At 42.3% G+C, this 19,428-nt stretch carries 20 protein-coding genes; all 20 read left to right on the top strand.

The window, feature by feature from the left end; translation table 11 throughout:
- Window positions 1-59 precede the first annotated feature (59 nt).
- The 20 genes from lepB to ACXADT_RS14840 all read left to right on the top strand — a co-directional run bounded on the left by lepB (window position 60) and on the right by ACXADT_RS14840 (window position 19,426).
- On the top strand, window positions 60-623 hold the full coding sequence (gene lepB, locus ACXADT_RS14935) for a signal peptidase I (protein ID WP_474831760.1): 564 nt from the start codon (window positions 60-62) through the stop codon (window positions 621-623).
- A gap of 11 nt (window positions 624-634) precedes the next feature.
- Entirely contained in the window at window positions 635-1,489 is an 855-nt protein-coding gene (ylqF, locus tag ACXADT_RS14930) for a ribosome biogenesis GTPase YlqF (RefSeq protein WP_270181849.1), read from the top strand.
- A gap of 52 nt (window positions 1,490-1,541) precedes the next feature.
- The gene (locus ACXADT_RS14925) at window positions 1,542-2,321 is read left to right on the top strand and encodes a ribonuclease HII (RefSeq protein ID WP_474831759.1); all 780 of its coding nucleotides are present in this window, start codon (window positions 1,542-1,544) and stop codon (window positions 2,319-2,321) included.
- A 61-nt stretch (window positions 2,322-2,382) separates the two neighbouring features.
- Window positions 2,383-2,553 (top strand): hypothetical protein, encoded by a 171-nt coding sequence (locus tag ACXADT_RS14920; protein ID WP_270181851.1) that lies wholly within the window; start codon window positions 2,383-2,385, stop codon window positions 2,551-2,553.
- Window positions 2,554-2,944: 391 nt separating this feature from the next.
- Window positions 2,945-4,105, top strand: coding sequence for an ADP-forming succinate--CoA ligase subunit beta (gene sucC, locus ACXADT_RS14915; protein ID WP_270181852.1), 1,161 nt, complete (start codon window positions 2,945-2,947; stop codon window positions 4,103-4,105).
- Between the two features lie 16 nt (window positions 4,106-4,121).
- Window positions 4,122-5,030, top strand: a complete 909-nt coding sequence (sucD, locus tag ACXADT_RS14910; protein ID WP_270181853.1) for a succinate--CoA ligase subunit alpha — start codon at window positions 4,122-4,124, stop codon at window positions 5,028-5,030.
- 77 nt (window positions 5,031-5,107) lie between these two features.
- Window positions 5,108-5,989: a DNA-processing protein DprA gene (gene dprA, locus ACXADT_RS14905; protein WP_474831757.1), complete on the top strand. Its 882-nt coding sequence runs from the start codon at window positions 5,108-5,110 to the stop codon at window positions 5,987-5,989.
- A 70-nt stretch (window positions 5,990-6,059) separates the two neighbouring features.
- Window positions 6,060-8,132: a type I DNA topoisomerase gene (gene topA / locus ACXADT_RS14900; protein ID WP_474831756.1), complete on the top strand. Its 2,073-nt coding sequence runs from the start codon at window positions 6,060-6,062 to the stop codon at window positions 8,130-8,132.
- A gap of 15 nt (window positions 8,133-8,147) precedes the next feature.
- Complete coding sequence (gene trmFO, locus ACXADT_RS14895) at window positions 8,148-9,452, top strand: FADH(2)-oxidizing methylenetetrahydrofolate--tRNA-(uracil(54)-C(5))-methyltransferase TrmFO (RefSeq protein ID WP_270181856.1); 1,305 nt, start codon at window positions 8,148-8,150, stop codon at window positions 9,450-9,452.
- Window positions 9,453-9,514: 62 nt separating this feature from the next.
- The gene (xerC, locus tag ACXADT_RS14890) at window positions 9,515-10,420 is read left to right on the top strand and encodes a tyrosine recombinase XerC (protein ID WP_474812094.1); all 906 of its coding nucleotides are present in this window, start codon (window positions 9,515-9,517) and stop codon (window positions 10,418-10,420) included.
- A 20-nt stretch (window positions 10,421-10,440) separates the two neighbouring features.
- A complete protein-coding gene (gene hslV / locus ACXADT_RS14885; protein ID WP_270181858.1) occupies window positions 10,441-10,980 on the top strand; it encodes an ATP-dependent protease subunit HslV in 540 nt (179 codons plus the stop codon).
- Window positions 10,981-11,010: 30 nt separating this feature from the next.
- Window positions 11,011-12,405, top strand: coding sequence for an HslU--HslV peptidase ATPase subunit (gene hslU, locus ACXADT_RS14880; RefSeq protein WP_270181859.1), 1,395 nt, complete (start codon window positions 11,011-11,013; stop codon window positions 12,403-12,405).
- Window positions 12,406-12,426: 21 nt separating this feature from the next.
- Complete coding sequence (codY, locus tag ACXADT_RS14875) at window positions 12,427-13,203, top strand: GTP-sensing pleiotropic transcriptional regulator CodY (RefSeq protein WP_224882127.1); 777 nt, start codon at window positions 12,427-12,429, stop codon at window positions 13,201-13,203.
- Window positions 13,204-13,475: 272 nt separating this feature from the next.
- On the top strand, window positions 13,476-14,210 hold the full coding sequence (gene rpsB, locus ACXADT_RS14870; protein ID WP_224882129.1) for a 30S ribosomal protein S2: 735 nt from the start codon (window positions 13,476-13,478) through the stop codon (window positions 14,208-14,210).
- Window positions 14,211-14,308: 98 nt separating this feature from the next.
- The gene (gene tsf / locus ACXADT_RS14865; RefSeq protein WP_474812090.1) at window positions 14,309-15,190 is read left to right on the top strand and encodes a translation elongation factor Ts; all 882 of its coding nucleotides are present in this window, start codon (window positions 14,309-14,311) and stop codon (window positions 15,188-15,190) included.
- Window positions 15,191-15,262: 72 nt separating this feature from the next.
- Window positions 15,263-15,988, top strand: a complete 726-nt coding sequence (pyrH, locus tag ACXADT_RS14860) for a UMP kinase (protein ID WP_270181861.1) — start codon at window positions 15,263-15,265, stop codon at window positions 15,986-15,988.
- Window positions 15,989-16,025: 37 nt separating this feature from the next.
- Window positions 16,026-16,547, top strand: coding sequence for a ribosome recycling factor (gene frr, locus ACXADT_RS14855; protein ID WP_442865188.1), 522 nt, complete (start codon window positions 16,026-16,028; stop codon window positions 16,545-16,547).
- 91 nt (window positions 16,548-16,638) lie between these two features.
- The gene (locus ACXADT_RS14850; protein ID WP_442865170.1) at window positions 16,639-17,406 is read left to right on the top strand and encodes an isoprenyl transferase; all 768 of its coding nucleotides are present in this window, start codon (window positions 16,639-16,641) and stop codon (window positions 17,404-17,406) included.
- A 21-nt stretch (window positions 17,407-17,427) separates the two neighbouring features.
- Entirely contained in the window at window positions 17,428-18,234 is an 807-nt protein-coding gene (locus ACXADT_RS14845) for a phosphatidate cytidylyltransferase (protein WP_270181863.1), read from the top strand.
- A 43-nt stretch (window positions 18,235-18,277) separates the two neighbouring features.
- Window positions 18,278-19,426, top strand: coding sequence for a 1-deoxy-D-xylulose-5-phosphate reductoisomerase (locus ACXADT_RS14840; RefSeq protein ID WP_270181864.1), 1,149 nt, complete (start codon window positions 18,278-18,280; stop codon window positions 19,424-19,426).
- The last annotated feature ends 2 nt before the right edge of the window (window positions 19,427-19,428 follow it).

Genomic DNA, 19,428 nt, shown 5'->3' with positions numbered 1-19,428 from the left:
AGAGGGTATTAAAGGGAATTAATGATTCCGGAACTATCCATCATAGGAGGAGAACGAACATGAGCAGTGAAAAAACAGGAGAGAAAAAAGATTCTTGGGATTGGATAAAAGCATTAGTGATCGCTTTTATACTTGCTGGAGCTGTTCGTTATTTCATATTTGCACCTATCGTCGTAGATGGTGAAAGCATGATGCCGACACTTCATGATCGTGATCGAATGATTGTAAATAAGATAAGCTATAATATTGGTGAGCCAGAGCGCTTCGATATCGTTGTTTTCGAGGCTGTAGAAGGAAGAGATTACATTAAGCGCATCATCGGATTACCAGGTGATAAAATTGAATATAAAGATGATAACCTGTATGTGAACGGTCAACTTGTGGAGGAACCGTATCTAGATACAGCAAAGAACGATTTACTCTCGGGTAATTTAACGTATGATTTTGACCTCGAAGGATTAACGGATGAAACGACTGTACCTGAGGGGCACCTGTTCGTTATGGGGGATAATCGACAACATAGTAAAGATAGCCGTTCGATCGGCTTTGTTTCTAAAGATAAAGTGATTGGAGAGGCGAACATCGTGTTTTGGCCTCTAACAGATATTCAAGTAATGGAATAGGTGGAGATTGCATGACGATTCAATGGTTCCCTGGTCACATGGCCAAAGCCCGTCGGGAGATAACTGAAAAACTAAAAATGATCGATGTTGTAATTGAACTTGTGGATGCTAGAATTCCACTTTCTTCTCGAAATCCAATGATCGACGAGATCGTTTCTTCTAAACCGAGGCTAATCCTGTTAAATAAATCTGATATGGCTGACGATCAGAAAACAGCAGAATGGAAGGAGTATTTCCAGCGTCAGGGGCATAAAGCTCTGCCGATCGACTCTCACACGGGTAAGGGCGTGAAATCGATTCCTGCTGCAGCGAGAGAGCTTGTTAGCGAAAAGCTCGATCGTATGGTAGAGAAGGGGATGAAGCCGCGTGCTGTTCGGGCGCTCATTCTTGGTATTCCTAACGTAGGGAAATCTACTCTGATCAATAAGCTCGCGGGAAAGAAGATTGCGAAAACGGGCGATCGTCCAGGCATCACTAAGAAACAGCAATGGATCAAAGTAGGAAAAGAAATGGATCTTCTCGATACGCCAGGTATTCTATGGCCGAAGTTTGAAGATCAAAAAACCGGTTATAAGCTTGCTGCAACCGGTGCAATCAAAGACGAAATTTTGGATTTTCAAGATGTCGCAGTCTTCACTCTAAAATTTCTTGGCGAACATTATCCCAACAGACTGATGGATCGTTATAAGTTAGATGATATTCCAGAAGATATCGTTGAATTATTTGATGAAATCGGTAAAAAACGTGGGTTCTTATTAGGCGGTGGTTGGATCGATTACGATAAAACTGCTGAAACAGTACTTAGAGAACTTAGAAGTGGTAAGCTTGGCGATCTGACTCTTGAGACGCCAGAGGAGGAAAGGTAAGGCATTGCCTTGCCTTTTTTATTATTTTTCAAATAAAGAAAGAGGGAAATGTGTGGGCAATTCCAAAAAAACAATCAGCGAAATCAAAAAGATGATTTTAGAAAAGAAGTACTCAGAGGAAGACTGGGCTGAATTTCAATCTGATGACAGAAAAGGTGTGAAAGAACTTTTTGCGAAAGAACAGAGAAAAAAGGAGCAAATCGAAAAAGTTAAAGAATTACATAAAGAGATGAGCGTGTTTGAAGAGCGATACAGCGCATCTGGGTTTACGACCATAGCAGGAGTCGATGAAGTAGGAAGAGGGCCATTAGCGGGGCCTGTAGTGGCTTCTGCGGTCATATTAGATGGTGAGAAGCCAATCTATGGCCTTCAGGACTCGAAGAAGCTTTCTACAGCAAAGCTTGAAGAACTATACGAAGCGATACTTGAAAACTCTGTCTCTGTTGGGATAGGAGTCATGACCCCTGAGGAAATAGACGAACTCAACATCTACCACGCAACAAAAAAAGCAATGCAGAAAGCAGTCCATGCGCTATCGGTTTCCCCTGACTTCTTACTAGTGGACGCGATGGAGCTTCCGCTATCAATCCAACAAGAATCGTTAATCAAAGGAGATGCTAGAAGTATAAGCATCGCTGCTGCTTCGATCGTTGCAAAAGTTACGCGAGACCGCATGATGGAGAAGCTGGCGGTACGGTATCCTCAGTATGGCTTCGAAAGACACGTTGGTTATGGAACGAAAGAGCATCTGACTGCATTAGACCGTTATGGCGTCACAAATGAACATCGTAAGACGTTTGCTCCTGTGAGAGAACGTTTAGGTATGCTTTGATGCATGAATCACTGTAAATTGATGATACTATGGTTATTCTACTTAGAAGGAGAAGAGCCAAGTGAACGATCGATTGCATCCAGAAAAAAATGACCCTTATTATGAAGAAGCTGGTGAGGAGTTTGGTGTCTATACTCCTGCTGCAGCAAGGGATCTATCTGTAACGGATCATCAAAAGCGGGAGCAGGAGAAAAAATCTCCAGGTGAAAAAGAACAAGAAGATCGAAGATAAAAATAGTTACTGCTGAGGACGCCTCGGCAGTTTTTGTTTGGTTTTTTCTAAAAGACGGTTGCCTTTGTAAGATTTTGCAATAGATACCCACACTTAGTTGATTGGAGGGGTGCTCGACTCCTACAGGACTTGCGGAACAGGTGAGACCCCGCTAGAGCGCAAGTTAACCACTCCTCTTATAGCAACAAAGTTTAAGAAAGGAGCCTTTTGTTTTGAACGCACTAAACTGCTAAAGAAAGGCTATGAGAAAGGCTTAAGGAAGACCACCCATCCAACTTAAGTAATGTAAAGAAAAGGTACTTTTAGTAAAAGGGTAGACAAGCGGTGGGAATTTTCTATACAATGAAAACGTCGTCAATGACTTGATTGAGTAGGATAGGAGGACAAGAGAATGAATATCCATGAGTATCAGGGAAAAGAAGTCCTAAGAAGTTATGGGGTCTCAGTCCCAAATGGACAAGTTGCTTACTCCGCAAAAGAAGCGGTGGACGTTGCTAAACAACTAGAGAGCGACGTTTATGTAGTGAAAGCTCAAATCCATGCTGGTGGTCGAGGCAAAGCCGGTGGGGTTAAGATTGCAAAGAACCTCGACGAAGTACGTACATATGCTGAGGAGATCCTCGGTAAAACACTCGTTACTCATCAAACGGGTCCTGAAGGTAAGGAAGTAAAGCGCTTACTTATCGAAGAAGGTTGCGACATTAAAAACGAATACTATGTAGGTCTAGTAGTCGATCGTGCGACATCTCGCGTCGTAATGATGGCTTCTGAAGAAGGCGGTACTGAAATTGAAGAAGTGGCTGAAAAAACGCCAGAGAAAATCTTCAAAGAAGTAATCGATCCTGCAGTTGGTCTTCAAGGCTATCAAGCTAGAAGACTAGCGTTTAACATTAATATCCCTAAAGAAATGGTAAATAAGACAGTGAAGTTTATGCTTGGTCTTTACAAAGCCTTTATTGAAAAAGATGCTTCCATCGCTGAGATCAATCCACTAGTAACTACTGGTGATGGTAACGTGATGGCGCTAGATGCGAAGCTTAACTTTGATCCAAATGCGCTTTATCGTCATAAGGATATCCTTGAGCTACGTGATCTTGATGAAGAAGATACGAAGGAAATTGAGGCTTCAAAATACGAGCTCAGCTATATTGCATTAGAAGGAAATATCGGTTGTATGGTCAATGGCGCAGGTCTTGCTATGTCTACGATGGATATTATCAAGCACTATGGCGGCGACCCTGCTAACTTCCTTGACGTTGGGGGCGGTGCTACAGCTGAGAAAGTTACTGAGGCGTTCAAGATCATCCTTTCAGATCAAAATGTTAAAGGTATCTATGTAAACATCTTTGGTGGAATCATGAAGTGTGACGTAATCGCTGAAGGTGTAGTCGAAGCAACAAAACAAGTAGGTCTTGAAATTCCACTTGTGGTTCGACTTGAAGGTACAAACGTAGATCTAGGAAAGCAAATCCTTAAAGACTCAGGATTAAATATTACAGCTGCAGAATCAATGGCTGACGGCGCAGAAAAAATTGTTTCATTAGTTAAGTAGAAAGGCGGGACTAGGAATGAGCGTTTACATTAATAAAGATACAAAAGTTATCGTTCAAGGTATCACCGGTTCAGTTGGATTATTTCATACACAGCAAATGCTAGAGTATGGTACTAAGATTGTCGGCGGAGTGACACCTGGAAAAGGCGGAACAGAAATCGAAGGCGTTCCGGTTTTCAACACGGTTGAGCAAGCTGTTAAATCAACAGGTGCTACAGCGTCAGTAATCTATGTTCCACCTGCATTTGCAGCTGATGCGATCATGGAAGCTGTCGACGCTGAACTCGATATTGCGATCTGTATTACTGAAGGTATTCCTGTAATCGATATGGTAAAAGTTAGCCGTTATATGGAAGGGAAGAAAACCCGTCTTGTAGGACCAAACTGTCCAGGGGTCATCACTCCTGACGAGTGCAAGATCGGTATCATGCCTGGATACATCCACAAAAAAGGTCACGTCGGTGTTGTCTCCCGCTCTGGTACGTTGACGTATGAAGCTGTACATCAACTATCTGAACAAGGTATCGGACAATCTACTGCAGTAGGTATCGGTGGTGACCCGGTTAACGGTACGAACTTTATCGATGTATTGAAAGCATTCAATGAAGATGAAGATACGTATGCAGTTATCATGATCGGTGAAATCGGTGGTACAGCTGAAGAAGAAGCAGCAGAGTGGGTCAAAGCAAACATGACGAAGCCTGTTGTTGGCTTTATCGGTGGTCAAACGGCACCTCCAGGGAAGCGCATGGGCCATGCTGGTGCGATCATTTCTGGCGGTAAGGGTACTGCTGAAGAGAAGATCAAAACGATGGAATCAGCGGGCATTAAAGTTGCTCCTACCCCTGCCGTAATGGGTGATACACTGATTTCCGTTTTGAAGGAAAAAGACTTACTAGAGAAATGCACAACACATAAAGCGTAAAGGCAATAGCTCCCGGTCGGGAGCTATTTCTCTTATACATAAAAAAATGAAAGATTCCTTGATTGGAGAGAATTGTAGTGAGGACATTGAGAAGCCGATTGATCCAACTACATCACTGTGAAGGCGCAAATTGGAACGTTATTCGATCACTGTTAACATTTGACCCCACGCTTCAAAGCATATATGATATGTCTGCTGTTGACTTAATGAACTTTAACCTTGATTTTCAGTCCGCATCACGGTTTCACCAGGACCTGCATGTAACGAAACCCTGGAAAACGAATGGGATTAGAGAAATGAAAGTGATCACACGGTTCGATGAAGCATACCCAGAAAGTCTAAAGCATATTTATGATGCACCATGGGTTGTTTACTGTATGGGGAAGGTTCAACTTTTGAATACTCCTAGCTTAAGTGTAGTGGGGACGAGACACCCTTCACCACATGCTAAAGATACGATGAAGATCGTCTTAAAACCGATCATTCAACATAATGTGACAGTGGTGAGTGGACTAGCACGGGGGATCGATACACTCGCCCATCGTCTTGCACTCCAGTCAGGAACGATAGCAGTACTAGGTTCTGGTTTCAAACATATTTATCCTAAAGAAAACATAGAGCTTGCTGCAACGATTGCGAAGGAAGGATTGCTTTTATCCGAGTATTCTCCTCACCGTTTTCCAGAACGAAAACAGTTCCCGGAGAGAAACCGCATCATCAGCGGCTTATCAAAAGGTACTCTCGTTGTCGAAGCGAAAAAGAAAAGTGGCTCTCTTATAACAGCAGACCAGGCCATCGACCAGGGACGCGACGTCTTCTGTTTGCCTGGAAGATTGACAGACGTGCATTCTGAAGGTACGAATCGATTGATTCAGCAGGGAGCAAAACTTATATTAAAAGGTGAAGATATACTGGCTGAATACAGTGAATTTCAAGAAAAAGTAGCTAGCACTATTTGACAAAAGAGTTTTGAATATTTAATAATGGTGAAGATTTTAAAATTACCTCAATGGGGGGAGGAAACTTACTGTGGCAGATTATCTAGTTATTGTTGAATCTCCCGCTAAAGCAAAAACAATTGAAAAATATTTAGGAAAGAAGTATAAGGTGAAAGCATCGATGGGTCACGTGATCGACTTACCCAGAAGTCAGATGGGCGTTGATGTAGAAAACAACTATGCTCCTAAATATATAACAATACGCGGGAAAGGGCCTGTGCTTAAAGAAATTAAAGATGCTGCGAAAAAGGCGAAGAAAGTTTATCTAGCGGCCGACCCCGATCGCGAAGGGGAAGCGATTGCATGGCATTTAGCACATAGCTTGAAAATTCATGAAGACAAAGAATGTAGAGTAGTATTTAATGAAATTACGAAAGATGCAGTAAAAGATGCGTTTAAACGACCTCGAGCAATCAACATGGACTTAGTAGATGCTCAACAAGCGCGAAGAGTATTGGACAGACTCGTTGGTTACAATATCAGTCCTTTACTTTGGAAGAAAGTGAAAAAAGGATTGAGCGCAGGAAGAGTTCAAACGGTAGCGGTTCGGTTGATCGTGGAAAGAGAAAAAGAAATACAAAACTTCCAGGCTGAAGAATATTGGAAGATTAAAGCTGCTTTTGAGAAAGACGGCGAACAGTTTGAAGCTGGATTCTACGGTATAGAAGGAAAGAAAACAGACCTTTCATCCCGTGAAGATGTTGATAACATATTGAATCGAATCGAAGGGGATCAGTTCCGTATACAGTCCGTTCAAAAGAAGGAACGGAAGCGAAACCCTGCACAACCGTTCACGACGTCATCCCTTCAACAGGAAGCTGCGAGAAAGCTTAACTTTAGAGCAAAGAAGACGATGATGCTCGCTCAGCAGTTATACGAAGGAATCGAGTTAGGGAAACAGGGTACCGTTGGTTTAATCACGTATATGAGAACGGATTCTACGAGAATTTCTGAAACTGCTAAAGCAGAAGCGAGTGAATACATCGAAGGTAAGTATGGTCAAGAGTACTTATCGACTAAAAAACCTTCCAAGAAACAATCTGGTAAATCTCAAGATGCACACGAAGCTGTAAGACCTACTTCTGTGATGAGAAATCCAACTGAAATGAAAGCCTATTTAAAGCGCGACCAACTTCGTTTATACCGATTGATTTGGGAGCGTTTCGTCGCGAGCCAAATGGCTCCTGCGATCATGGACACGATGAGCGTCGATCTCGATAATAATGGCGCTACGTTCCGAGCTACAGGATCGAAAGTAAAGTTCAAAGGCTTTATGAAGGTGTATGTAGAAGGGAACGACGATAACAAAAAAGAAGAAGATAAGATGCTTCCTGATTTAGAAGAGGGAATGGATGTAGCTTCGACGGAAATCGATCCTACTCAGCACTTCACTCAACCACCTCCACGTTATTCCGAGGCACGACTCGTAAAAACGATGGAAGAGCTAGGTATAGGAAGACCTTCAACGTACGCACCAACTCTTGATACGATTCAACGAAGAGGCTACGTTGCGTTAGAGGATCGTAAATTCGTTCCAACTGAGCTAGGTGAAATTGTGCTAGAGCTCATTCTGGAGTTCTTCGAAGACATTATTAACATCGAATTTACAGCTGCTCTTGAAAATGACCTTGACAAAGTTGAGGATGGAGGGGCAGAATGGATTTCTGTAATCGATGAATTTTATCAGAACTTCGATAAGCGATTGAAAGTCGCAGAAGAGGAAATGAAGGAAGTTGAGATAAAAGATGAGCCAGCCGGTGAGGACTGCGAAAAATGCGGATCGCCGATGGTTATCAAAATGGGGCGCTACGGAAAATTCATGGCGTGCTCTAATTTCCCAGATTGCCGAAACACGAAACCAATCTTGAAAGAGATCGGTGTCGACTGTCCGAAATGTAAGGAAGGAAACATCGTAGAACGAAAAAGCAAAAAGAATCGTCTATTCTATGGGTGCGACCGTTTTCCTGAATGCGACTTCCTGTCTTGGGATAAGCCGATCAAGCGTCCATGCCCGAAATGTGGAGACATGCTTGTCGAAAAGAAAACGAAGAAGAAAAAAGAAATCAAGTGTGTGAACTGTGATTTCGTTGAAGAAGAAAACTAGTAAGGGGTTTTTGAAATGAGTAATCACGTTACGGTGATTGGTGCTGGGCTCGCTGGAAGTGAAGCGGCCTGGCAGCTAGCCAAGCGAGGAATCAACGTACATCTTTATGAGATGAGACCAAAGAAGCAAACGCCTGCTCACCATACGGATAAGTTCGCTGAGCTCGTTTGCAGTAACTCACTTCGTGCAAATACATTAACGAATGCCGTTGGTGTCTTGAAAGAAGAAATGCGTGAGATGGATTCTGTCATCATCAAAGCAGCGGATGAGTGTGCAGTACCTGCTGGTGGTGCATTAGCTGTCGACCGACATGAATTTGCAGCGAAAGTAACGGAATATGTGAAAGGACATCCAAACGTAACGGTTTTTTCTGATGAATTCACAACGATTCCAGAAGGTCCTGCAATTATTGCAACTGGACCACTCACTTCAAAAGATCTATCAGATCAGCTTAAAGCACTAACGGGTGAAGAGTACTTGTATTTCTATGATGCAGCAGCTCCGATAATCGAAACGGAGAGCATCGACATGGATAAAGTGTACAAGAAGTCTCGTTATGATAAAGGTGAGGCTGCTTATTTAAACTGTCCGATGACTGAAGAAGAGTTCAACCGTTTCTATGAAGCTCTCATTTCAGCAGAAACGGTACCTTTGAAAGAATTTGAAAAAGAAATCTTTTTCGAAGGGTGTATGCCGATCGAAGTCATGGCACAAAGAGGGAAGAAAACGATGACGTTCGGTCCACTCAAGCCAGTTGGACTTGAAGATCCTAAAACAGGAAAGCGTCCTTACGCGGTAGTGCAGCTGCGACAGGATAATTCCTCAGGGACACTTTATAACATCGTTGGTTTTCAAACTCATCTGAAGTGGGGACCTCAAAAAGAAGTGATCCGAATGATTCCTGGTCTAGAAAATGCTGATATCGTACGCTATGGTGTTATGCACCGAAACACGTTTATCAACTCACCGAATCTACTGAAGCCAACTTATCAGTATAGAGATCGAGATGATTTATTCTTCGCTGGTCAGATGACTGGAGTAGAAGGTTATGTAGAATCTGCAGCTGCAGGACTCATTGCAGGGTTTAACGCTGCGAGGTTGATGGACGGAGAAGAAACAGTGGTGTTCCCTGAGCAAACGGCTCTAGGAAGCTTAGCTAACTATATCACTACTGCGAACCCGGACAACTTCCAACCGATGAACGCTAATTTTGGTCTTTTTCCACCGTTAGAGAACAGGATTAAGAACAAAAAAGAACGCAATGAAGCGATCGCTAATCGCGCATTGGAAACAATTCAGAATTTTAAAAAAATATTGTAAATTTCTATTGCTTAGGCTTCTAAATTGTGATACGATTTAGAAGCCTTTTGAGGTGATAAAGGATGGATAATAATCAAAAGAGGCTTGTTCAGTCTTTCTCAGAGTATTTGCAGATTGAAAAGAACTGTTCACCTCATACGATCTCTAGTTATTTGCAGGATATCGAACATTTTCAGAACTTCATGAAGCAGCAGACTCTCGATGTCTTTGCTGCTGTTTCTTATGCAGATGTTAGGATTTACCTAACTCAATTGCATGAGCAAGGATTTGCAAGAAAAACGGCTGCTAGGAAAATATCAACGTTACGTAGCCTTTATCGTTTTCTTTTAAGAGAGGAAGTTTTAGAGGTTAATCCGTTTACGATGAGTTCACTTCCTAAACAAGAGAAGCGACTTCCGCAGTTTTTGTACACACAGGAGTTAGATAAGCTCTTCGATGCTCCGGATGTAACGACTGCACTTGGTCAGCGAGATAAAGCGTTACTCGAAGTTCTTTATGGCTGTGGCATTCGTGTGAGTGAATGTGTAGCACTTGATATAGAAGATATCGATTTTTCTATCGGAACGATCTTTGTAATTGGAAAAGGTCGTAAAGAGCGGTATGTCCCGATCGGGAGTTTTGCAATCGATGCAATTAAAAATTACATGGACGATGGAAGAAGGCAGCTTATTCCGAAAGACAAAGACTCTACGAGAGCTCTTTTCTTAAACTTTCGAGGTGCAAGGTTAACGGCTCGTGGCGTCAGAACGATTTTAAATCGTATTGTTGAAGAAGCTTCGATGCATGTACATATCAGTCCACATGTCATGAGGCATACCTTTGCAACTCACCTGTTGAATGAAGGGGCTGATCTTCGGTCTGTTCAAGAGCTGTTAGGCCATGCGAACCTTTCAACGACGCAAATCTACACCCATGTGACAGGCGATCGATTGCGAAATATATATATGAACCATCATCCAAGAGCTTGAATGCTCGGGAGGAGGAACTTATGGGAGACTTTCACGCAACCACTATATTTGCAATTCAACATAATGGAGGATGTGCAATGGCTGGCGACGGCCAAGTAACGTTCGGAAATGCAGTTGTTATGAAGCATACTGCAAAAAAAGTAAGAAGACTTTTCCATGGGAAAGTTGTGGCAGGCTTTGCTGGTTCTGTGGCCGATGCGTTTACTCTTTTTGAAAAGTTTGAAGGAAAGCTCGAAGAATTTGGAGGTAACCTCCAGAGAGCAGCGGTCGAACTTGCGAAAGAATGGAGAAGCGACCGTGTGTTACGAAAACTTGAAGCAATGCTAATCGTAATGAACAAGGAACAGTTGCTGCTCATCTCAGGAACGGGTGAAGTGATCGAGCCTGACGATGGCATTCTCTCAATCGGTTCTGGGTCCAATTATGCTCTCTCAGCAGGAAGGGCGCTGAAGCGATATAGTGAAGGGAAAAGCGCTGAAGAAATTGCAAAAGCTTCGATGCAGATTGCTGCAGAAATTTGTGTTTATACAAATGATCAGATAATCGTAGAATCCTTATAAGATAAATTTTGTAACCTTGGAGGCGATCATATGTCTAATCCGTTAACACCTCGCCAAATCGTAGAAAAACTCGACCAATATATTGTAGGTCAAAACGATGCTAAGAAAGCCGTAGCCGTAGCGCTAAGAAATCGATACCGCAGAGGCCTTTTGAGCGATAAGTTAAGAGATGAAGTGAATCCGAAAAACATCTTGATGATCGGACCTACTGGTGTTGGTAAGACCGAGATAGCTAGACGCCTTGCGAAGCTTGTTAATGCGCCATTTATTAAAGTTGAAGCAACGAAGTTTACTGAAGTAGGGTATGTAGGTAGAGATGTAGAATCGATGGTAAGAGATCTCGTTGAAACCTCGATCCGTATCGTGAAGGAAGAGCGGATGGATCAGGTAAAAGATAAAGCAGAGGAAAATGCAAACAAACGAATCGTTGAGCTGCTCGTACCTTCTGCAAAAAAACAATCTCAGTACAAAAACCCACTCGAAATGTTCTTTGGTAATCAAGGGCAAGATGACACGAGTGATCAACAGACTTCTGAAGACCAAACAATTGCTACGAAGAGAAGACAGATCGCGCATCAGCTAGCGCTTGGTGAATTAGAGGACAGAATGATTACGGTTGAAGTAGAAGAGCAGAATCAATCGATGATGGATATGTTCCAAGGTTCCGGCATGGAGCAAATGGGAATGAACATGCAAGATATGCTAGGAAACATCATGCCAAAGAAGAAAAAGAAGCGAAAGCTTTCCGTAGCTGAAGCAAGGAAGGTCTTGACTCAGGATGAAGCTGCTAAGTTAATCGATATGGATGAAGTATCCCAGGATGCTGTTTCGAAGACAGAACAAACGGGTATCATTTTTATTGATGAAATTGATAAGGTAGCTGGTAAGAGTCAACAATCCGCCGATGTTTCACGCGAAGGGGTCCAGCGTGACATCCTACCAATCGTTGAGGGTTCAACGGTAACAACGAAATATGGTCCAGTAAAAACCGATCATATCTTATTCGTTGCGGCTGGTGCTTTCCATATGGCTAAACCATCAGACCTTATACCAGAATTACAGGGAAGGTTCCCAATTCGTGTTGAGTTATCGAGCTTGACAGTCGATGACTTTAAACGAATTTTAACAGAACCTGATAATGCACTTGTGAAGCAATACACAGCATTATTGGAAACTGAAGGTATTAAAGTTGAATTTTCTGACGATGCTATTTATAAAATTGCAACAATTGCAGCAGACGTAAATCAGGACACAGATAATATCGGAGCTAGAAGACTTCACACGATTCTCGAGAAACTATTAGAAGATCTATCTTTCGAAGCGCCCGATATCAATTTGGAAAGTATTACGATCACACCAGAATACGTTGATGAAAAATTAGCGACTATAGCTAAGAATCGTGACTTAAGTCAATATATCTTATAACACATGCAGGAGGACAAAAAGATGAACTTACTTGAGAAAACAAGAAAGATTAATGGTATGCTACAGAAATCAGAAGGACCGGTAAATTTCACAGACATGGCAGAAACGCTTCGTGACGTGATTCTTGCTAACGTATATGTGGTTAGCCGTAGAGGAAAGCTGTTAGGAATCGCGATTAACCAGGAGATCGAAAATGAGCGCATGAAGAAAATGTTCTCTGAAAGACAATTCCCTGAGGAGTACACTCAGAATCTATTTAACATTAATGAAACATCTTCTAACCTTGATATTACGAGTGAGTACACTGCTTTTCCAGTTGAAAACCGTGACCTATTTGAAAAAGGCTTAACTACGATCGTACCAATCGTCGGCGGTGGCGAGCGTCTTGGTACACTGATCCTTTCTCGTCTGAGCGATTCGTTCTCTAACGATGATCTTCTACTTGCAGAATACGGAGCTACTGTAGTAGGTATGGAGATTCTACATGAGAAAGCGGAAGAAATCGAAGAAGAAGCTAGAAACAAAGCGGTCGTTCAAATGGCGATTTCGTCGCTCTCATATAGTGAACTTGAAGCGATCGAGCATATCTTCGAAGAACTAGAAGGTAACGAAGGATTGCTAGTTGCTAGTAAAATTGCTGATAGAGTAGGCATTACACGTTCAGTTATCGTTAACGCACTTAGAAAGCTTGAAAGTGCTGGTGTAATCGAATCTCGTTCTCTAGGTATGAAAGGAACGTATATTAAAGTTCTTAATGATAAATTCCTCGTTGAGTTATCAAAACTTAAGACGCAATAGTATTACGTGAACGTACCGACTGCCGAGATTTCTCGGCAGTCTTTTTTCTTTGTGAAACCCTCGCCATTCGTTTTTCTAGAGCTTATTAGTAAGAACTTACTAGGTCATAAGCGGAATTTTAGATTTCTAACTTGCGGCAGAGAAAACAATATGGTATATTAATCAACGGTGTTAAACACACACGCTTGTTGATTTGGGAAATGGTGCTGCGTTCGCAGTTTTTCCCGAAAGCGATGCAAGCGGAGGCTAAAAAACCATTAGGAGGATTTATCATGGCAGTTATCTCTATGAAACAGCTTCTAGAAGCTGGGGTACACTTCGGACACCAAACTCGTCGTTGGAACCCAAAAATGAAACCTTACATCTTCACTGAAAGAAACGGTATCTACATTATCGATCTTCAAAAAACAGTGAAGAAAGTTGAAGAAGCATTCAACTTTGTACGTGAAATCGCACAAGATGGCGGTAAAGTTCTTTTTGTAGGAACGAAAAAGCAGGCGCAAGAATCTGTTAAAGATGAAGCGATCCGTGCTGGTCAATACTACATCAACCAACGTTGGTTGGGTGGAACGCTTACGAACTTTGAAACAATTCAAAAGCGTATCAACCGTCTTAAGAGTCTTGAAAAGATGCAAGAAGATGGCACGTTCGATGTACTTCCTAAGAAAGAAGTTATTCTTCTTAAGAAGGAAATGGACCGTCTAGAAAGATTCCTTGGTGGTATCAAGGATATGAACGGTATTCCGGACGCATTGTTTGTTATCGACCCTCGTAAAGAGCGTATTGCAATTGCGGAAGCACGTAAGCTTAACATTCCGATCGTTGCAATCGTTGATACTAACTGTGATCCTGATGAAGTAGATTATGTGATCCCTGGTAACGACGACGCGATCCGCGCTGTTAAACTTCTTACTGCTAAAATGGCTGACGCTGTTATCGAAGTTAGCAAAGTAGAAGAAGAAGAGGCAGAAGCTGAAGCAGTTGAAACTGAAGAAACATCTGTATAAGAACACAAAGGGGTGATAAAGGGGAACTCTACCCCTTTATCACCTTTTTTTAACCAACAGAGTATGTTTACATATCATAATCCAAGGAGGAATTTCTAATGGCAGTAACAGCTAAAATGGTAAAAGAATTGCGCGACCAAACTGGCGCAGGTATGATGGATTGCAAAAAGGCACTAACTGAAAACGACGGTGACATGGACAAGGCAATCGACTGGCTACGTGAGAAAGGTATCTCTAAAGCAGCTAAGAAAGCTGATCGCGTGGCAGCAGAAGGTCTTGCAGCTATCGCAGTTGAAGGTAACAAAGCAGTAATCGCTGAAATCAACTCTGAAACTGACTTCGTTGCGAAGAACGATAACTTCAAAGTGTTGATCAACGACATCGCTACTCACCTTCTTAAGACGAACCCTGAGTCTGTAGAAGCAGCTCTTGAAAGCAAGATGGAAAACGGACAAACTGTTACAGAATTCTTGAACAATGCAATCGCTAAGATTGGTGAAAAGATTTCTCTACGTCGCTTCCAAATCGTTGAGAAAACAGATGCTGACGCATTCGGTTCTTACCTACACATGGGTGGACGCATCGGCGTATTGACTCTTCTAGAAGGAACAACTGACGAAGAAGTTGCAAAAGACGTTGCTATGCACGCTGCAGCTGTTAACCCTCGTTTCGTTTCTCGTGATGAGATCCCAGCTGAAGAAGTTGAGCGTGAGCGTGAAGTACTAAAACAACAAGCTCTTAACGAAGGAAAGCCTGAAAAGATCGTTGAGAAGATGGTAGAAGGCCGTCTTGGCAAGTTCTTCGAAGAAATTTCTCTAGTTGACCAAGCATTCGTTAAAGATACTGACCAAAAGGTTGGCAAGTATGTTGAATCTAAAGGTGGTTCTGTAAAAGGATTCATCCGCTATGAAGTTGGAGAAGGCATGGAAAAACGCGAAGATAACTTCGCTGAAGAAGTTATGTCTCAAGTGAAGAAGTAATACAGGTAGGGAACACGATGTGTTCCCTATTTTTCAAGAAAAAGGATAGAATAAACATGCTGGAGGGTTAATATGAGCGGAGCCAAGTATGAACGCGTTGTGTTAAAATTAAGCGGTGAAGCATTATCAGGTGGAGAAGGACTTGGTATATCACCTTCCATCGTTCAGTCGATTGCATCCCAAATCAAAGAGATCCATGAGATGGGTGTAGAAGTTGCAGTCGTCGTTGGCGGTGGCAATATCTGGCGTGGTAAAGTTGGTAGCGAGATGGGCATGGACCGCGCTACTGCAGATTATATGGGAATGCTTGCAACAGTGATGAATTCTCTAGCGATGCAAGATAGCCTTGAGACGTTGGGCGTTGAAACGAGAGTCCAAACGTCGATCGAGATGAAAGAGGTAGCAGAACCTTATATTCGTCGTAAAGCAATTCGCCATCTTGAGAAAAAACGCGTTGTGATCTTTGCAGCAGGTACAGGGAACCCTTACTTCTCTACAGATACAACTGCGGCACTACGAGCAGCTGAAATTGAGGCTGACGTGATTTTAATGGCGAAAAACAATGTAGATGGTGTGTACTCAGCAGATCCAACTGTTGACGCAACAGCGAAAAAGTATGAAACTCTATCATATCTCGATGTACTTAAAGAAGGTCTTGCAGTAATGGATTCTACTGCTTCTTCACTTTGTATGGATAATGATATTCCACTTGTCGTCTTCTCCATTATGGAAGAAGGTAACATCAAGCGCGCCGTTTGTGGCGAAGAAATCGGAACAGTCGTAAAGGGGAGAAATTAAGATGCCAGAAGAAATCTTGAAAAACGCTGAAGAACGTATGAAGAACGGAATTTCTAGCTTAAGAAAAGAGCTAGCTACTCTAAGAGCAGGAAGAGCTAACGCTTCTTTACTCGACAAGATCCAAGTTGACTACTATGGCGCTCCGACTCCAGTAAACCAACTTGCAGGGATCTCTGTTCCTGAAGCTCGTATGCTTCTTATCCAGCCTTATGATAAGTCAGCGATCGGTGATATCGAGAAAGCGATCTTGAAATCCGATCTTGGTCTTACTCCTTCTAACGATGGAAACGTCATTCGTATTACGATCCCAGCTCTTACTGAAGAGCGTCGTAAAGAGCTAGTAAAATTCGTTAAGAAGTATGCTGAAGATGGTAAGGTCGTTATCCGAAACATCCGTCGTGATGCGAACGATGAGTTAAAGAAGAAGGAAAAAGATGGCGACATCACAGAAGATGAGCTTCGCCGCAAAACCGACGAAGTACAAAAGCTTACTGATAAGTTCGTTGCTGAAGCAGATAGCATTGCATCAGACAAAGAAAAAGAAATCATGGAAGTCTAATTCAATAACAGGTAAAATAAGATAATAAAAGGACCCTCTTTTCCCACAGGGGGTTTTTTTGTTAAGTAAGTGACACAATGGAGGATTTGCAATGCTTGGGAAGTTCTCAAACTGGATGAGAAAGAATGAAGATGAAGAACATTTAGACATTAACACATCTGCTAATATTCCAAGGCATATTGCGATCATAATGGATGGCAATGGACGCTGGGCGAAGAAGCGTGGCCTGCCACGAGTGGCTGGGCATCGTGAAGGAGTTAAAGTAGTTAAGAAAATCGTCAGGAAAGCAAATGACATCGGTGTTAACTATTTAACGCTATACGCCTTCTCAACCGAGAATTGGAAGCGGCCAAAAGAAGAAGTAGACTTCTTGATGAAGCTCCCTGAACAGTTTTTACTAAGTCATCTGCCAGAATTAATCGAGCAGAATGTACAAGTTCGAATAATGGGGGATCGTGAACAACTGCCTTCTCATACATTTAAAGCAATTTCGAAGGCAGTCGAAGATACGAAAGACAATACCGGACTTATTTTGAATTTCGCATTGAACTATGGAAGTCGTCATGAAATGAAGACTGCGATGCAACGGTTATTAAGCGACGTACAAAAGGGGATACTGTCTGAAGATGAGATATCTGAGGAAAAGATTTCCTCCTATCTTCTAAGTAGCCAATACCCAGATCCTGACCTGTTGATTCGGACAAGCGGGGAAATTCGTCTCAGCAATTTTATGCTATGGCAACTGGCTTATACTGAACTCTGGTTTACAGAGGTGCTATGGCCCGACTTTACAGAGCATCATTTTGTTGAGGCTGTACAAGAGTATCAGCGACGTGGTCGCCGCTATGGCGGGGTTTAATTGTAGGAGGACATTAGCGTTATGAAGCAACGTATTATTACTGGTGTGATTTTTGGCGTATTACTATTAGGTATGATCATTGTAGGAGACTGGCCTTTTATTATTTTAATGACGCTGGTAGCTACTGTTGGAATGGTCGAGCTATTGTTGATGAAAAAGATCTCGCTCGTTTCATTACCTGGTTTGCTGGCTCTTATCGGGACTTGGATTCTAGTCATGCCTGAAGATTGGATCGCTGCGCTCACATCCTCTGTTTTTACAAAGATAGATTTATTATTTTTTGGCTTGCTCATTCTTTTAGCAATGACGGTCCTTACAAAGAATAAATATAGTTTTGATGAAAGTTCTTTTATTTTGATGGCATCACTATATGTCGGATTAGGCTTTTATTATTTTACAGCAACGCGTTATTTAGGAGACACAAGCTTAGAAGGCATGATCCAGCTCTTCTTTATCATCTTTTTGATATGGGCTTCGGACTCTGGAGCGTACTTTGTTGGTCGAGCAATAGGAAAGAAAAAGCTATGGCCGCATATATCTCCTAATAAAACGGTAGAAGGTGCGCTCGGAGGAGTAGGGATGGCTCTGATTGTAGGAATTGTTTTTCAAATGATCTATCCGGTCTATGAATCAATTTCTATCGTGATTATCGTCTCAGTATTAACCTCAGTTTTTGGACAGATTGGTGATCTGGTAGAGTCAGCGTTTAAACGTCATTATGGCGTAAAAGACTCTGGAAGCATTTTACCAGGACACGGAGGGATATTAGACCGGTTTGATAGCCTGATCTTTGTACTCCCAATTCTACATTTGCTACACCTGGTATAAATGTGCAACTGGATCAACAGAATGGATTGGAGGAACAGATCGTTTGAAAAAAATCAGCTTACTGGGAGCTTCTGGGTCCATTGGTACCCAGACTCTTGATATCATAAGAATGCACCCTGAGTTGTTTTCCCTCGTTGCGGTTTCAGTAGGTAGAAACATTGAAAAAGCTGCTGAGATCGTAGATGAATTCCAACCTAAGTTGCTATCGGTTCAATTAAGGGAAGACGCAGAAAGCTTGAGAAGAAGTATTTCGAGACAAACGAAGATCGTTTATGGGGAAGAAGGATTGCTTGAAGTAGCGTGTCATCCGGAATCAACCGTCCTCGTAAATGCGGTTCTTGGAAGCATTGGTCTTACTCCAACGTTGTCTGCAATCGAACAGGGTAAGACGATTGCGATTGCAAACAAAGAAACACTCGTCACTGCAGGACATCTCGTGACGGAAGCAGCCAAAAAGTACGGATCAGCTCTGTTGCCTGTAGACAGCGAACATTCTGCGCTATTTCAGTGTTTGAATGGAGAGAAGATCGATCAGATGGACCGATTGATCCTTACTGCTTCAGGAGGAAGCTTTCGAGATAAAACAAGAAAAGAGTTACAAGGTGTCAGCGTAGAAGATGCGCTAAATCATCCAAACTGGTCAATGGGAGCAAAAATTACGATCGATTCTGCGACTATGATGAACAAAGGTCTAGAAGTAATCGAAGCTCATTGGTTATTTGGAACTCCTTATGATCAGATCGACGTTCTGCTTCATAAAGAGAGTATCATCCACTCGATGGTCGAGTACATAGACGGAAGCGTAATGGCTCATCTAGGTACTCCGGATATGAGAATTCCTATTCAATATGCACTTAGCTATCCTGATCGGCTTGAAATGAGAAATGCAAAAAAGTTAAACTTATGGGAAGTTGGTAAGCTTCACTTTGAAAAGGTAGATTTCGAGCGTTTCCGTAGTTTGAAACTCGCTTATGATGCTGGTCGAATTGGCGGCTCAATGACAGCGGTGTTGAATGCTGCGAACGAAACGGCAGTTGCTGCATTTCTACAGAGCAAGATCGATTTCTTGACGATTGAAGAGCTCGTTGAAAAAGCGCTAGAACAACACGATTCGATTCAGAACGCATCGCTAGAAGAAATTCTTGAGATCGATTCTGAAACGCGATCGAGAGTTCAGTCATTAATTAAATAAAG

It is taken from the genome of Anaerobacillus sp. ABR4_321 (assembly GCF_056158505.1).
This window is presented reverse-complemented; position numbering and strand designations above follow the sequence as displayed.